This is a genomic window from Streptomyces sp. NPDC012935 (genome assembly GCF_042900345.1).
GTDB lineage: Bacteria > Actinomycetota > Actinomycetes > Streptomycetales > Streptomycetaceae > Streptomyces.
In genome coordinates this window covers 1,130,448-1,144,436 of sequence record NZ_JBIBBC010000001.1, presented here as the reverse complement: position 1 = coordinate 1,144,436, position 13,989 = coordinate 1,130,448, and the positions used below count along the sequence as shown (strand labels likewise).

The 13,989-nt window shown below is 69.0% G+C and carries 13 protein-coding genes and 1 pseudogene; 4 read left to right on the top strand and 10 right to left on the bottom strand.

Annotation, left to right across the window (positions count from 1 at the left end; translation table 11 throughout):
• Positions 1–274 precede the first annotated feature (274 nt).
• A complete protein-coding gene (locus ACFY5C_RS05010) occupies positions 275–973 on the top strand; it encodes a hypothetical protein (protein WP_389440454.1) in 699 nt (232 codons plus the stop codon).
• A gap of 17 nt (positions 974–990) precedes the next feature.
• Here the strand turns inward: ACFY5C_RS05010 and ACFY5C_RS05005 are convergent, their stop codons facing one another.
• From ACFY5C_RS05005 to ACFY5C_RS04975, 7 genes and pseudogenes are all read right to left on the bottom strand, one after another.
• Entirely contained in the window at positions 991–1,593 is a 603-nt protein-coding gene (locus tag ACFY5C_RS05005) for a hypothetical protein (protein WP_389440452.1), read from the bottom strand.
• Positions 1,594–1,841: 248 nt separating this feature from the next.
• Positions 1,842–3,554: pseudogene (locus ACFY5C_RS05000) on the bottom strand (relaxase/mobilization nuclease domain-containing protein).
• Positions 3,551–4,222, bottom strand: a complete 672-nt coding sequence (locus ACFY5C_RS04995; RefSeq protein ID WP_389440450.1) for a MobC family plasmid mobilization relaxosome protein — start codon at positions 4,220–4,222, stop codon at positions 3,551–3,553. Before ACFY5C_RS04995 ends, ACFY5C_RS05000 begins: the two are co-directional and overlap by 4 nt.
• 235 nt (positions 4,223–4,457) lie before the next feature.
• Positions 4,458–5,759 (bottom strand): hypothetical protein, encoded by a 1,302-nt coding sequence (locus tag ACFY5C_RS04990; RefSeq protein WP_389440447.1) that lies wholly within the window; start codon positions 5,757–5,759, stop codon positions 4,458–4,460.
• Between the two features lie 2 nt (positions 5,760–5,761).
• Positions 5,762–6,184 (bottom strand): hypothetical protein, encoded by a 423-nt coding sequence (locus ACFY5C_RS04985; RefSeq protein ID WP_389440444.1) that lies wholly within the window; start codon positions 6,182–6,184, stop codon positions 5,762–5,764.
• 108 nt (positions 6,185–6,292) lie between these two features.
• Positions 6,293–6,973, bottom strand: a complete 681-nt coding sequence (locus ACFY5C_RS04980) for a hypothetical protein (RefSeq protein ID WP_389440442.1) — start codon at positions 6,971–6,973, stop codon at positions 6,293–6,295.
• 6 nt (positions 6,974–6,979) lie between these two features.
• Entirely contained in the window at positions 6,980–7,723 is a 744-nt protein-coding gene (locus tag ACFY5C_RS04975; protein WP_389440440.1) for a helix-turn-helix domain-containing protein, read from the bottom strand.
• A 38-nt stretch (positions 7,724–7,761) separates the two neighbouring features.
• Between ACFY5C_RS04975 and ACFY5C_RS04970 the strand changes: the two genes are divergently transcribed.
• Positions 7,762–8,112 carry a helix-turn-helix transcriptional regulator gene (locus ACFY5C_RS04970; protein ID WP_389440438.1) on the top strand — a complete coding sequence of 117 codons (351 nt, stop codon included), beginning with the start codon at positions 7,762–7,764 and terminating at the stop codon, positions 8,110–8,112.
• A 52-nt stretch (positions 8,113–8,164) separates the two neighbouring features.
• Positions 8,165–9,400, top strand: a complete 1,236-nt coding sequence (locus ACFY5C_RS04965) for a tyrosine-type recombinase/integrase (RefSeq protein WP_389440435.1) — start codon at positions 8,165–8,167, stop codon at positions 9,398–9,400.
• A gap of 287 nt (positions 9,401–9,687) precedes the next feature.
• Here the strand turns inward: ACFY5C_RS04965 and ACFY5C_RS04960 are convergent, their stop codons facing one another.
• Positions 9,688–10,848 (bottom strand): magnesium and cobalt transport protein CorA, encoded by a 1,161-nt coding sequence (locus ACFY5C_RS04960; protein WP_389440433.1) that lies wholly within the window; start codon positions 10,846–10,848, stop codon positions 9,688–9,690.
• 146 nt (positions 10,849–10,994) lie between these two features.
• Between ACFY5C_RS04960 and ACFY5C_RS04955 the strand changes: the two genes are divergently transcribed.
• A complete protein-coding gene (locus tag ACFY5C_RS04955; protein WP_389440430.1) occupies positions 10,995–12,116 on the top strand; it encodes a winged helix DNA-binding domain-containing protein in 1,122 nt (373 codons plus the stop codon).
• A gap of 28 nt (positions 12,117–12,144) precedes the next feature.
• Here the strand turns inward: ACFY5C_RS04955 and ACFY5C_RS04950 are convergent, their stop codons facing one another.
• Together ACFY5C_RS04950 and ACFY5C_RS04945 are read right to left on the bottom strand one after the other, a co-directional pair.
• Positions 12,145–12,795 carry a LysE family translocator gene (locus ACFY5C_RS04950; protein WP_389440428.1) on the bottom strand — a complete coding sequence of 217 codons (651 nt, stop codon included), beginning with the start codon at positions 12,793–12,795 and terminating at the stop codon, positions 12,145–12,147.
• Between the two features lie 171 nt (positions 12,796–12,966).
• On the bottom strand, positions 12,967–13,752 hold the full coding sequence (locus ACFY5C_RS04945) for a S1 family peptidase (protein ID WP_389440426.1): 786 nt from the start codon (positions 13,750–13,752) through the stop codon (positions 12,967–12,969).
• Positions 13,753–13,989: the final 237 nt, after the last annotated feature.

The following is a 13,989-nucleotide window of genomic DNA, read 5'->3' as shown; positions in this document are numbered from 1 at the left end:
GGCGTGTACCGGGACTGGATCGTGTTCTGCATGCGCGACGCCTCGGTGTGGCTGCGCTGCAGGGCCGGTCACCAGGTGCGAGAGCCCCGTTTGGACGCTGCTTGGTACAACCGCAATTCCGGTCCGGTAGACCAGTGGCACCCGACCCTTGAGGACGGGCTGCGTCACCTCGGCCACTGACCTCGAAACCCCACGCCTCTGCCCCTGGATATCGCCGGCGCCGGAGGGCCGGCCTGGTCAGACCGTCAGCTCCGCAGCCAATTAGGGGTTCCGCATGCGCCTTCACACCACGACCGCCCTCATCCTGAGCGCCCTCACCGTCCTGGCCATGGCGGGCTGCTCCACCGGCAGCACGTCTACCGAGGGTCCGGTCTTCTCCGCCTCCGCGTCCAAACAGCAGGAGGGCAAGCACGCTCCGGCGCCCGCGCCTCTGTCGTCGGTTGAGCTGCGAAAGCGCCTCCTGGACGAGCGAGACCTCGGCGAGGGCTATGTCCGCAAGCCGCAGCAGCACCAGGGGAATGACGACGTCACAGTGTCCGGTTGCCCGGCCCTGGACGAGCTCGGCGGCGAGGCCGTTGTCGGTGGCGGCCTCGACTTCCCGCGCAGGGCGAAGACGTCCTTCACCTATGCGCCCGTCAGCAACTCGGAGGTGGCCGAGGAGTTGTACAGCGACACGGAGGAGAGGCTCTCGAATGGCGTGGGACGGATCTCCGAAGCGATGACCTCCTGCCCCACGTACCAGGTCTTCTTCGGCAGCACCCCCGTCAAGGTGTCGACTCAGAAGGTGACCGCGGCCCGGCTGGGCGATGAGCGGTGGAGCCAACTGCTCACCTTCACCGCCAGTGGACGCAGCCACCTCGTCAAGCAGACAGCCGTCCGCACCGGGACGGTGGTCGTCGTGGTCTCCGGCAGCCCCGGCCTTGTTGATGCCCACTTGGCGAAGGCGGTCGACAAGGCTCACAGCGCGGGCTGAGCCCACCACCCCTGGAACTACAGAGTGCCTTCGGCGCACGCGGCGACTGCCTTCTGCAGGCCAGTGAAGTCGCTCTCCAGCGGGTTGAGGCGCTTGAGACTGGATGGCCTGATGCTCTTCTGGCCAGGACATCGCTCGTCCAGGACCCGGGTGGGCAGGACGTAGAAGGTCCACTGGTCGAGGTCCAGGGGATCGAGGGTCTGTTTGTCCTGGTGATGCAGCAGGCAGAAGACGTACACGTCCGAGCGGCGCAGTACTTCAGCCGAGGTGGTGCCAGTCCTCGCGTCCCAGCCGGCAGCCGGCACGATGCCGAACTGGACGTTCGACGCCCCGGACTGCGCCCACGACTGGAGGTAGGCCGTCGACTTCACCTCGACGCGCCACCCTTCGGGCGTGCGGATGTCGACGGTGTCCCATTCGGTGCGGGTACCTGCGGCCGCGCCCAGGGCCGTGGCCACGAGATACTCGGCCAGGACACCCCGCATAGTGTTGTTGGCCAGGTCGGAGCAGGCCCAGCTCCAGAACTCGCCGAGTCTGCCTACTGCTTCGCCGTTGGCCCGTATCGGCTCGCTGCCGCTGCGGCGCGTGATGACCAGCGGGCCAAGATCGGCGTTGCTCATGCTTTCCTCCTGACGACGGCCTGCGGCGAATGGTGCTAAGCCTGACAGCAGTCACTGACAACGGAGTTGGGTCCTTCCCGCAGCGGGGGCCTCAGCCGCCGGAAGCCGTTGAGCGACGACAACTGACGGGCCCGACCAGGCGTGGTCGGGCCCGTCAGTCGTTTGCCGACCTGGAACCGGTTCCTCCGATCGACGTGTCAGGGTCTCCACTAGTCAATGCAGAAGACTCTGCTTGTCTGGCCGGGTGATCACCGTGACCGGTGCGGACGGGACGTCAGCGGTGTGACCGCAGGATGGGTCTGCTCAGCGTCCTTCGGGGCGGATCGGGCGCGGGCAGTGGCGCTGCGGGCTTGCGCGGCCCGAGCGCGGGGGCTGGATGCGTGGCGTTCACCGAGGCGCTGGACGCGCCAGGTGAGGACTTCCGCCGCCGAGCAGGCATCGTCCAGCGGGCGTTGCCCGGCTGCTTGTTGGAGCAAAGTGGCGGGGTCGTGGCCCGCGCGTTCGGCGTCCGCGAGCACGGCCGCCAGTGCGTCCCAGGCGGTCTCGTCGAGGACCTGTTCGGCGTAGGCGGGCACGGCCTTGCGCAGGTGTTCGGCGTATTGGCGCGTGACGTCGGCCGGCGGCTTTCGTTCGGCGAGCCGTCACAGCGGGGCCGGTGCGGCTTGCCCGTACGCGGCTTGGAGGTGGTGCAGGGTCTGCTGGGCTGCGGCTACCTGCTGGTCGTGGTGGAGCAGGGCGCTTCTGCGGCGCAAGGCGATGACCGTGAGGATGGCGGCGTCCACGAGCATGGCCACGAGGCCGTCGTCGGCGGGGTGCGAGCCCATGGTCTTCAGGGCGCCGCGCATTGCGCGGGCATGCTGATGGTTCACACGGGCGCGGGTGTTGACCGCGTACTCGAACGCGAAGGCCGCTTGGCGCAGCTCGGAGCGGAGGCGGGCGGGGGCAAGGGCGGGAAGGGCGTAGAGGATCTCCCCGAACGCCACCAGATGCGCCGAGACAGCGGCCGGGTTGTCGTGGGCGAGGTGGTGAGGGATGCGAGCGATTGTGGCGGTGGCCTGGTGCCACGGGTTCGGCCGAGGTCGGCCTGTTGGCTGTGGGGCGGCGGGTTCGGTGGCGGCGAGGCGTTCTTGGATCTTTGGCAGGGATAGATCGGTGGCGAGACTGGAGCCGGAGTACCAGATGGGCTCGAAGTCGGTGTTGGTGTCGTCGGGCAGGGCGACCTTGTAGCCCTTGAGGTCGCCGGAGGGCAGGGTGCGGGTTTCGACCTGCAGGCCCGCATCGGCGAGCAGGTTGAGGAACTCCTCCACGCTGTGGGCGTGCGAGAGCGTGGTGCGCACCATGACGCGCAGCTGCTCGCGCACGGCCCGGTCGCGTCCGTTGCGGGCGGCCTTCTCGTTCTCCGCCCGGGTCGGGCGCTTGGCGGCGGGCCAGGTGTCTTTGTCGCGGTTGACCTGATGGAGTCCGAAGTCGGTCTCGATCCGGGTGAGTTCTGTCATGGCGCGGTGGTAGTCGTTCCAGTTGCGCGGCGGGCGCAGGTCCCCGCGCATCTTGGTGGCGACGATGTGGATGTGGTCGTCCGCGTGGCGCACGGCGATCCAGCGGCAGCCGTCCGGATCACCGTCCGGGGCGATGCCGGTGGCGTGCAGGACACGGCGGGCGATGGTGGCCCACTCGGTGTCGGTCAGGGTGCGGTCCTCTGGCGCGGCACGCAGCGAGCAGTGCCACACGTGTCCCTCCGGGGCCTGGCCGCCGGCCTGCTTGACCCGCAGGTCGAGGGCCTTGGCGAGCTGGTCCATCCGCTCCCTGTGGCCAGGGCTGTCTTCGGGGCCCGGGTCCGGGGCGAAACCGTCCCAGGAGGCAACGATGTGCTGGTCGATGTGCACGGTCGCCGTGCCCGGCCCGAAGAGGTAGATCAGCACGCCCCGGGTCTTGCTGCCTGGCTTGACGATGTTCGCGATCATGCCCGGTCCGCCTTCTGCCCGGCGGCCCGGAAGGCAGCCTCGTCCACAGCCCTCACCGCGTCCCGGGCGGTAGCCAGGACGCGTTCGGCCCGCTCCAGAACGGCGGCGTCGACAGGATGCGGATCGCCGCTGGAGTTGAGGCGGCGGGCGATCTGGTTGACGTTCGTACCGATACGGGCGATCTGGGTGCGCAGGGCGGCGAACTCATCGATCACGTCGTCGTAGACCGTGCGCTGGTCGGGCAGGTGCGCCTCGCCGTTGACGAAGGCCACGACGGCCGCCCCGACCAGGTGCGCGCCAGTGATCTCCAACGCTCTGGCCTTAGCGAGGATCCTCGCTTTCTCATCGACGCTGTAGCGGGCATCAACACGCTCCTTGCGCTGCCCGTCGCCGCTGGCTTCGCGGCGACGGGCGACACGGTAGAGCGCGGCTTCGTCGGCAGCGCGCACAACAGCGGGCTGCTGCTCGGCGATGACGTCTTCGCCCACCCCCTCCTGCTCCGGCACGCCCTCGTGCTGGAGCTCCCCCTCCGCCGCCCCCGGGGCGGAGGGGTTAGCGATGTACCGGCCCATGGACGGTCCATCGCCATTGCTTGCTCCGCCTGGGGCAGGGGTACTCGTCAGTGCAGTCCCGTGGATGGCGGGGTCTTCGTGGTGCGGTTCGTGCACCGGGTCTCCGTTTCAGAGGATGGTCGAGGGAGTGCCGTGCTCCGTCGGGCGAGTCGTGGGGTTCGCCGCTCATGACCTGGAGGGGTGGCCTACTGCGCGGAGGGCTTGTTCCATGCCGGCGCAGGTGACGCCATAGCCGTTCGGGCTGACGGTCACTTTCGGCTGGTTGGCTGAGGGCGAGTGGGCGTACCCGAATTGATTCCGGTACGCCCACTGGGCGTTGGTGCCCGTGCCGTTACCCGCCGTTGGTGTCGCCGAGGTCTGGTGCGCCGCGATTGCGCTCGGCCTCCAGGGCGTCGAGTGCCTGCGTGATCCGTTTGTTGGAGGCTTTGCGGTCGAGCTTGTCGAGCTCGGTGCGCATGGCCGTGTGGGGTGCGGATCCGGTGCGGGCTTCGAGTTCGCGGGCGATGGTGATCAGCTCGTCGATGGAGGTGTCGGGTGGGCGACCTGTACGGCGAGGCCGGGGGTTCGGCGTGCCGCGTTCCGGAACAGGGTGAGGTGGCTCCGGCTCCTCTGGGGGTTCCCGCTTCGTTTGCGGTGTGTCCCTCTTCCGCCGGCGCTTGGGTGTGGGGACTTCCGGTACCCGCTCGCGCGCGGGGTGCGGGCGGTCATGGGGACGCAGAGCAATACCGGAAGTGGAGTCACCGGAAGTCGGCACCCCCGATGGCACAGTTGCGGCATGTCGGCGGGTGCCCGGCTCCCAGGAGAAAGCCAGGTCGGCATCGAGCAGTTCCGCGGCATTCCGGCGGGCCGCGAACCGGGCCAGGAGGCGCTCGCGCTGTTGCGGATCGGTGGCCACCTGGGCCCGGTCCAGCGCATCGGACAGGCGGCGCATGGCGAGCTGACCTCGCCGGGTCGTGCGGTATGCCGTGGGTTTCGCGTGCAGGCGCGCGGCCAGAGCGGCGGCCTTGGTACAGGCGCGTTCGCGGGCGATCTCCTGGGCGCCGCGGCTGCGGTCGGCGATGCCGAGACGAGACAGGAGGCGCTCGCGGACCTCGCGCCCGATGCGGGCGGCCAGGCTGTCGGAGGCGGCCTTGGCAATACGCTGGCGCAGCTCGATGCCCAAGGCGAGGTGCCACAGTACGGCGGCCAGGACCGGACCGAGGACGGCCCTCACCGTGCCGCCGAGCAGACCCGATTCGGCGTACGCCGGGAGGATCTGAACGGCTGTGATGGCCCAGACTATGACCCCGGGCATACCGGGTGCCCGCTTGTCGCTGTGGAGGTTCGCCCTCGCCATTAGGGCGGTGGAGAGCAGTGCGAGCTCGCCGGCGGCGAACATCACGATCCGCTCCGCCGTGCCGTACATGCCGAGGTGGTGGGCGGCGAACCGCCAGCTGGTGTCAGCGCTGTAGATGGTGCACACGGTCGCGGCGACGGCGGCGAACCGGAGCGCGAATGCTCCTCGCTGCTCTTGCCAACGGCCGCTGCTGCCGTTCCGGCCGCGCAGGGCCAGATATGTGGCCAGTGCCCCGGTGGCGACGAGGGCCAGGGCGGTGAGTATTAGGGGAGCGGTCTCCCAGGTAGGCCAGGGCACTGTCAGGCGTCACCGCCCCGATCCCGTTCCTGGCATGAGTTCGTTCCCCGACGCGGGGCCATGGTTGTGGCGCGTTCGCAGGCCAGGACGTAGAGGTGGACGGCGCCCAAGGGGAGGAGGGGCGCGACGGCCGACATGGCCAGGACGGTGATGTCAGCCAGAGTCCAGCCGCCACCCGGGGCCTGCCGATCGGCGAGGGAGTCGAGTACCGCGACCGTGACGGCGCGGGCAGCCATCGCGGCGCCTGCGACGTTCCACGCGTACTTCTCGGTGTAGGGACCAGCCGAGCGCAGCCGGACTATGGCGGCGATCGTCAGGGCGATGAACCCGTCGAGCACGCCGAGGAACACGTAGGGCAGCGGCGCGGAGGTGTACGTCGTGGCGGAGAGTTGATACACGAGGTCGAGGGCGAGCAGGAAGGCCACTGAGGCCAGTACGACAGTGGCGATGCACGCCCTCGTAGCGGCCCAGGGAGCAGAGGAGGGACGCGTCGGGTCAGGGGGAACTGCAGTAGCGGGAAAAGCCGGGGTGGGTTACGCGGAGGCGAGCTCAGCTGCGGCGAGGTCCAAGCGGGTCGGGTGAGGCGTCGCGCGGGGCGCGTTGCCCCGGGCACGACCGTCGAGGCCGACACGGCGAATGCGGCAGGGCTCTCCCTGGGCGGCGTGGCACCACCGGCAGGGGACGCTGAGGGCGTCGGGTTGTCCTGCGGCGACGGCGGCTTCACGTGCGGCTCGGGCCGGCCGGTAGGGGGCGAGCTCGACGCGGACGGCCGCTGGGATGCACGACCCGATGGCGGCGAGGCGGGCCTCCACGGCGGGATGCGGGCCACCAGCGGTGATCTGCCGGTGTGTCGAGGGCTCAGCCATACCTGCTGCGACCGCGTGCCGGGTGGCGAGGAGTTCGGCACGCCACGCACCTGGGTCGTCCGGGTCGGCGGACGGGGTGGGGTCGGTGTGCCTGTCCAGGCGGTCGCGGCAGTAGCCACGCCACGTGCGGGCGACGTCCACAGTCAGGATCGGGTACGGGGAGGCGAGCACATGTGCCCGTATCGCCTCGCGGGCATCCCAGCCGTGACCAGTGGTCAGGGGCACGTCGCGCAGCAGCTCGTACCACTGGGCGATTTGGTCACGGGCCTCGCCCGCGTCCGTGCGGATGGTGCGGGGGTCGAGGCGGTCGATGTAGGCGAGGATGGCGGCAACTTCACGGCGATCCAAGGGCAGTTACTCCGTTTCGGTCGGTTCTTCGAGGGCGGCGAGCAGGGCTGCCATGTGTGCGTCGGCGCGGGTCATGCCCGCCTGCGGCGCGGGGTCGCCGCGGGGGAGGGCGTGGAGGTTCGGACGCTGGGGTGTGGGGCTCCGCTCGCGGGCGATCCAGGATCGCCAGTCGTCAGCCCAGGTCGAGGCGGGGCGAGCGCTCCAGGTGCCACGGTGTTGGCGCCACTTCGTGTCGGCGGCCTGCAGGCGGTGCTCGCCGAGGCGGTCGAGATGGCCCTGCTGCTGGGCCCAGGACAGGCTCGCGTCGTCGACCTGCCAGTCCGCGGCGGAGGTGAGGTCGGCAGCACCACTGCTGCTGTACCTACGGTTCACCTTCGGTTCACTACGGTTCTGGGGGTCAGAATCAGACCCGGGCAGGGGTCGGAATCTGACCCGGGGAGGGGTCAGGTTCTGACGAGGGGGTGCAGATTCTGACCCGGTCAGATTCTGGCGGTGGGCGTCGGATTCCGAACCGGTCTTGGGCCAGAGGCCGTGCATGCGCAGCTGCTCGACCTCCAGCTCGGGCACCGGATCGGCCTCGACCAGGGACTCGACGTACGCCTCGGGGTCGTCCTTCCGCGCCGCCGCCATCTTGGCCAGCCACGCAGCGGCGCGCGGCAGCCGGTAGACCGTGGCGTGCTGCGGGCCGTCGAGGTCGTCGAGCACCTCCAGTTCGCCGCTGTCGGCCAGTGCGACCAAGGCGCCGCGCACAAAAGGTGTTCCGGCGCCTGGACAAGGCAGCCACATCAATGCCGCGCAAGTCCAGCATTCCGCCGATGAAGCAAATCCGCCTTCTGCTCAACGCCCGAACTCCACTCCAGTCCCGGACACCGCCCCCCGCAGTGCGCCAGGCGTTTCTGAGCGTTAAACAAGCCGCCGAGTACCTCGGTCTCTCGCCGCATACTCTCTATGTCTGGCGGCATCGCCGAAACGGTCCGCCCAGTTTCCGGATGGGACCGCGTGGCCGAGTCACGTACCGGCTTGAGGCCCTGGACGCGTGGATTCACGAGCAGGAGCAAGCCGACTCGCGCTCCAACACGACCCTGAGTCCGTTGGGCGCGGCACCACAGAGCCGCTCGGATTACGCCGCGAGCGCCTGACTCCCTGTTGCTCCCGCTTTCGCCCCATGCCCGCTGCCATTGAAGGAAGTATTTGGCCGGCTACATAGAAGACCGCTGGATCAAGAAGAAGAAGGACCCCGCCACCGGCAAACGGGAACGCACCGCCCGCTACGGCAAGGGCTCCCGGTACCGCGTTGCAGGTATCCCAGGTGTCCGGGACAAGTCGTTCGACAAGCTCGAAGACGCCAAGGCGTGGCTGCGCAGGGCCGGCACCGACAGTGAACGAGGCGAGTTCGTCGACCCCCGCGACGGCTCCATCACGCTGGACGACTACGTGACACGCTTCTGGCAGACGGGAGTTCGCGGAGCGCCCGGCACGATCAAGCGCATCGACGAACGCGTCCGTCTCCACATCCGGCCTCAGCTGGGCACCATCGCCCTGCGGGACATCAGTCCGGCGGTGCTGCGCGGCTACATCGCTGCACTGGAGAAGGAGTGCTCGCCGCGTTACGCCCGGCAGATCCTCACCTCGCTCTCGAACATCTTCGAGACCGCTATCGACGACAAGCGGCTGGCACGCAACCCAATGCGAGCCAAATCCGTGCGCTGGCCGAAGGTGCCGGAGGACCAGCGGGAAGCCTGGCCGCTGGAGACCGCGCAGCGCGTGCGGGATGCGATTAACGCGCGCTACCGCATTGCGGTGGTCGTCGCGCTGGGCTGCGGACTGCGGCAGGGCGAAGTGTTCGGTCTGTCCCCGGAGGACGTCGACTTCGCGCGCGGAGTTCTGCGCATCCGCCGGCAGGTGCAACTCCTCCACGGTCGCTTGTACTTCACCCTGCCGAAGGGCGGCAAGACGCGCGTCGTCGACATGCCTCCGTCGGTCGCAGCGGCCCTGGCCCAGTACTTCATGGAATACCCCGCAGTCGAGGTCGAGCTGCCGTGGGGCGGCCCTGACCCCGACCTGGAGACGAAGAAGGTCCCGCTCGATATCACCACGACGTACGGCAACGCCATTCGCGCGAACATCTTCAACGTCGAGGTGTGGAAGCCGGCCCTGGCCGCCGCCGGTGTCATCCCCATGCGGAAGAAGGACGAGCGGTGGAAGGCATCTCGCAAGGACGGCTTCCACGTGCTCCGACACACGTACGCCTCGGTCATCCTCGAAGCGGGTGAGTCCGTCGTCACCCTGGCCCGCTGGCTCGGCCATTCCAGCCCGACCATCACCCTGGACTACTACGCTCACTTCATGCCCGAGGCTGGCGGGAAGGGGCGAGGGGCCATCGACGCCTTGCTCGGCCAGACTGGCGCCGTCGCCACGGCCGCGTAGAGGGACGCCCTCCACAACCCACGAAACGGATGGGCACAGCACCTCGCTGTGCCCATCCGTTCGGCGTTTTCAGCCCCGAAGGCAATCACGCTCCGTGATCGTCGGCGCTCCCAGGGGCCATCGCAGCAGCGAGGCTCTCACATGCCAACGGCCACGATCGTAGGAGATCGCCCCGAACGGAGCGCGGCTCATTCTCCCCAGATTCTCCCCAGCGGCCTCAACCGCGTCTTCCACGCCTGCGATCGGAGCGGCACAAGCCCCGGACGGCAGTCCTCCACGGTGATTACTCAGAGCCAGTCCCGCCGCTTGAAGATGACGTACAAACTGGTACAAACAATCCCCATTAGGGCGATAGCGAAGGGGTATCCGAGCACCCAGTGCAACTCCGGCATGTGCTTGAAGTTCATCCCATAGATCGTCCCGACCAGCGTCGGAGCAAACAAAATGGCCGCCCACGACGAGATCTTCTTGATCTCCTCGTTCTGCTCGAACCCCGCCTCCGCCAACGCCCGCATCTCCGCGTTCTGCTGCTGTGTGACCAGCGTCGTGTTCACGGTGAGGATCTCGGTGAGGGCCTGGCGGAAGCCGTCGACGCGCTCGCTGGTGTGGGTGACGTGGTCGGCCACGTCGCGCAGGTAGCGCTGGAGTTCCTCGTCCGTGCCGTATTTGGAGAAGCCGGCCATCAGGCCGTGCAGCATGCCGACCAGTGGGCGGGTGGCGCGCTGGAACTCGACCATTTCGCGGGAGAGTTCGTAGATCCTGCGGGAGACCTCGGGGTCGCCCCGGAAGACTTCGGTCTCGATCTCGTCGATGTCGTTCTGAACGCCTACCACCACCGGCTCGTAGCCGTCGACCACCGCGTCCAGGATCGCGTAGAGCACCGCCTCCGGACCGAGTTTGAGCAGCTCAGGGGTCTCCTCCATGCGGTGGCGCACCGCGGAGAGGTCGGGGGCCGCGCCATGGCGGACCGTGATCACGAAGTCGGGGCCGACGAAGACATGCAGTTCGCCGAAGTCGACCTCCTCGGGTGCGTCCAGGTAGCGGGCCGCACGAAGGACCACGAAGAGCGTCTCGCCGTAGCGTTCCAGCTTGGGGCGCTGGTGCGCCTCCAAGGCGTCCTCGACGGCGAGCGGATGCAGGTCGAACTCGGCGGCCAGGGAGAGCAGTTCGGCCTCCGTGGGGCGAGCCAGGCCGATCCAGGCCATGCCGGAGGGCTGGTCGCGCAGCTCGCGGTAGGTCTCGGCGAGCGTGGCGGGAGCGGACACCCGCACACCGTCCCGGTAGAGCACCGCCTGCACGACGCTCGCCACCTCGGAGGAGTCGGAGGCCGTGGTGCCCGCCGCGGGCGCCGGCTCCGGTGGCTCCGGTTGCGGCGGGGGAGTGACGGCTCGGCGCCAGGCGGACTTCACGGGGTTCTTCGAGGCGGGGCGTGCGCGTCGCTCGGACATCGCGGCTGCCTCCCGGTCTGGACGACGACTCGGTGATCTCCGATGCAGGATATACGGGGTGAATGGCGTGGGAGGGGTGAGGCGATCCGGGATTCCGTGAGAGTTGCGGACCGAAGGTGTCCGCAAGCGTCGCTAGCGTGCGGAGCATGACGAAGCGCAGCACCAAGAAGACGACGGCCGCGGCCGGCCCCGTGCTCAGTACCCGCGCCCTCAACCGCGCGACCCTCGACCGGCAGCTGCTGCTGCGTCGCTCGCCGCTGTCGGCCCTGGCGGCCGTGGAGCATCTGGTCGGCCTCCAGGCCCAGGAGGTCAAGCCGCCCTACTACGCGCTCGCCGCCCGCCTCGACGGCTTCACGCCCGGTGAACTGTCCGGCCTGCTGGACGACCGTGCCGCCGTGCGGATCGTCACCATGCGCTCGACGATCCACCTGCACACCGCCGACGACAGTCTCACCCTGCGACCGCTGGTCCAGCCCGCCAGGGACCGCGAGATCAACTACTTCCGCAAGGGCCTCGTCGGCGTCGATCTGGACCGGCTCGCGGCGCTCGCCCGCGACCTCGTCGAAACCGAGCCCCGCACCATGAAGCAGCTGCGCGAAGCCCTGATCGTCGAGTGGCCGGACGCCGACCCGCAGTCCCTGGCCGTCGCCGCCCGCTGCAAGCTCCCCCTCGTCCAGGTCACCCCGCGCGGACTGTGGGGCCGCAGTGGCCAGGTCACTCTCACCACCGCGGAGAACTGGCTGGACCGTCCCGCTGAGCCCGCAGCCTCACCCGATGCGACGGTGCTGCGCTATCTGGCCGCCTTCGGGCCCGCCTCCGTGAAGGACATGCAGACCTGGTGCGGCCTGACCCGGATGCGCGACGCCTTCGAACGGCTCCGCCCCGACCTGCTCGCCTTCCGCGACGAGAACGGCGTCGAGCTCTTCGACCTCCCCGAGGCCCCGCGCCCCGATCCGGACACCCCGGCCCCGCCCCGCTTCCTGCCCGAGTTCGACAATCTCCTCCTCTCCCATGCCGACCGCACCCGTGTGATCCCGCCCGCGAACCGTGGCCGTACCTGGCAGGTGAACACGGTCTACTGCCCGCTCCTCGTCGACGGCTTCCTCGTGGGCGTGTGGCGGATCCTCGGCGACGAGCTCGTCATCGAGGAGTTCACCGAGCTGACCAAGGCTCAGCGTGCGGAGGTGACGGAGGAAGGGGAGCGCATGCTGAAGGTGATGCACCCGGACGCGTCGTACGACATCCGCTTCGGGACCGTGATCCCCTAGTCGGCACCATGCCGGCGCCGTGCGGGTGTCACTCCGCCCGTCCCGTCACCGCAACCGTCACCCCGAGCCCGATCATCGTGCACCCGCCGGCCCCGCCTATCAGGGACAGCCGGCGGTCGGAGCGGGCGAACCAGCTGCGGGCCGCCGACGCGGTCAGGCCCCACAGCGTGTCCGTGACCAGGCCGATGGTGATCGGGACCAGGCCCAGCAGGAGCATCTGCAGCGGGACATGGCCTGCCGAGTGGTCCACGAACTGGGGGAGCACAGCGGCGAAGAACACCACGCCCTTGGGGTTGGTGACGCCGACGAGGGCGCCGTCGAGGACCGTACGGAGGTCACCTCGCGCCGGTTCCGTCGGCTGCCGCGTCCGTATCGCCGAGGCCGTCAGCTCGCCTCGGTGCCGGAACGCCTGCACGCCCAGGTAGACCAGATAGGCAGCGCCGACCAGCTTCACCGTCAGATAGATCGTCACGGACCGCTCGACCAGCGAGCCGATGCCCACCGCGACGGCGACCACCAGCAGGTACGAGCCGAATACATTGCCCAGCGCGGTCGCCACGGCGGTGCGGCGGCCGTGCGCCAGGGCGCGGCCGATGACGAACAGGACACTCGGCCCCGGAATCACGATCACCAGCAGCGACATCGCCGCGAAGGCCAGCACACGATCTGTGGACACCATGCCCACCACCCCCATCCGGAGCCCATTCAAACAGGCACCACTGACAACGCGACAGGACCGTGGACATGGATGTGGAGAGGGCCCCAGAGGTGGAGGCGGACATGGATAGGGAGCGTTGCGGGCCGCTCGTGGAGGCCCGCAACGCCCCCTGGTCTTTCACCTGAGGTGTGCTCAGGAGACCTGTTCGGTGACCTCGTCCGAGAACGTGGTCAGCCGGGTGTAGATGCCCGGGTACTTGGCTTGGGCACAGCCCTCGCCCCAGGAAGTGATGCCTGCCAGGACGCCCCCGATGAGCAGGGGACCGCCGCTGTCGCCCTGGCAGGTGTCGACGCCGCCGGAGGTGTATCCGGCGCAGACCATGTCGGACGAGATGAAGTCCGAGCCGTAGGAGCTCGCGCAGCTGGAGTTGGACACGATCGGCACGGTCGCCGTGCGCAGCTGGTTGGAGGAGCTGCCGCCCGAGGAGGTGGTGCCCCAGCCGATGATGCGGGCGGTGGCGCCGGTCGCGTACACGCCGGTGTCCGAGGAGTCGACGTACGAGGCCGGCGTGTACGGCATCGACGTGGACAGGGTCAGCACGGCCACGTCGTTGCCCTCGGTGACGTCCGAGTAGTCCGGGTGGATCCAGATGTCGCTGACCTGGCTGACGGTGCCGTTCGTGCCGTTGAGATAGGTGCGCCCGCCGACGACGCGGACGCTGCTGTTGCTCTCGCCGACCATGCAGTGGGCCGCGGTGACCACCTTGGTCGCGGAGACGAGCGTGCCGCCGCAGAACTGGTTCTGCGAGGCGTCGGTGATCTGCATCATGAAGGGGTACGAGGTCGTCGTGGTCGTCGTACCGCCCACGATGCGGGAGGACGCCGCCTCAGCGGTGGGGGCGCTGAGCAGTGCGGCCGCGGCGGCGGCAGCGGTCGCCGCGACGGCGGCGGTCTTTCTGGCACGGGTGAGCCCGAACATGAGACTCCTCATTGGGTGTTGCCGGTGGGGGGTCGCGCGGGTGTGGGGGGTGTGCACGGGAGTCGAGGGACCGGCCCCCGTGTGCCCGAGCGAGCGGCACGAACTCAAGGTAGGTCCCGGCAGTTTCCCTTCCCAATGAGGGAACCCCCTAAGGGAGTTGGGCAGGGAAAACCCTCGGTCCGCCTCGATAAACCCACGCGGACCGACAAAGACGGGTGAACTCACCTCGTACGGCGC

Coding starts and splice junctions, on each gene's coding strand:
- ACFY5C_RS04945 (WP_389440426.1), bottom strand. CDS start 13,752: ATGTTCGGGCTCACCCGTGCCAGAAAGACCGCCGCCGTCGCGGCGACC.
- ACFY5C_RS04970 (WP_389440438.1), top strand. CDS start 7,762: ATGCCGCGCAAGTCCAGCATTCCGCCGATGAAGCAAATCCGCCTTCTG.
- ACFY5C_RS05005 (WP_389440452.1), bottom strand. CDS start 1,593: ATGAGCAACGCCGATCTTGGCCCGCTGGTCATCACGCGCCGCAGCGGC.
- ACFY5C_RS04950 (WP_389440428.1), bottom strand. CDS start 12,795: ATGGTGTCCACAGATCGTGTGCTGGCCTTCGCGGCGATGTCGCTGCTG.
- ACFY5C_RS04960 (WP_389440433.1), bottom strand. CDS start 10,848: ATGTCCGAGCGACGCGCACGCCCCGCCTCGAAGAACCCCGTGAAGTCC.
- ACFY5C_RS05010 (WP_389440454.1), top strand. CDS start 275: ATGCGCCTTCACACCACGACCGCCCTCATCCTGAGCGCCCTCACCGTC.
- ACFY5C_RS04955 (WP_389440430.1), top strand. CDS start 10,995: ATGACGAAGCGCAGCACCAAGAAGACGACGGCCGCGGCCGGCCCCGTG.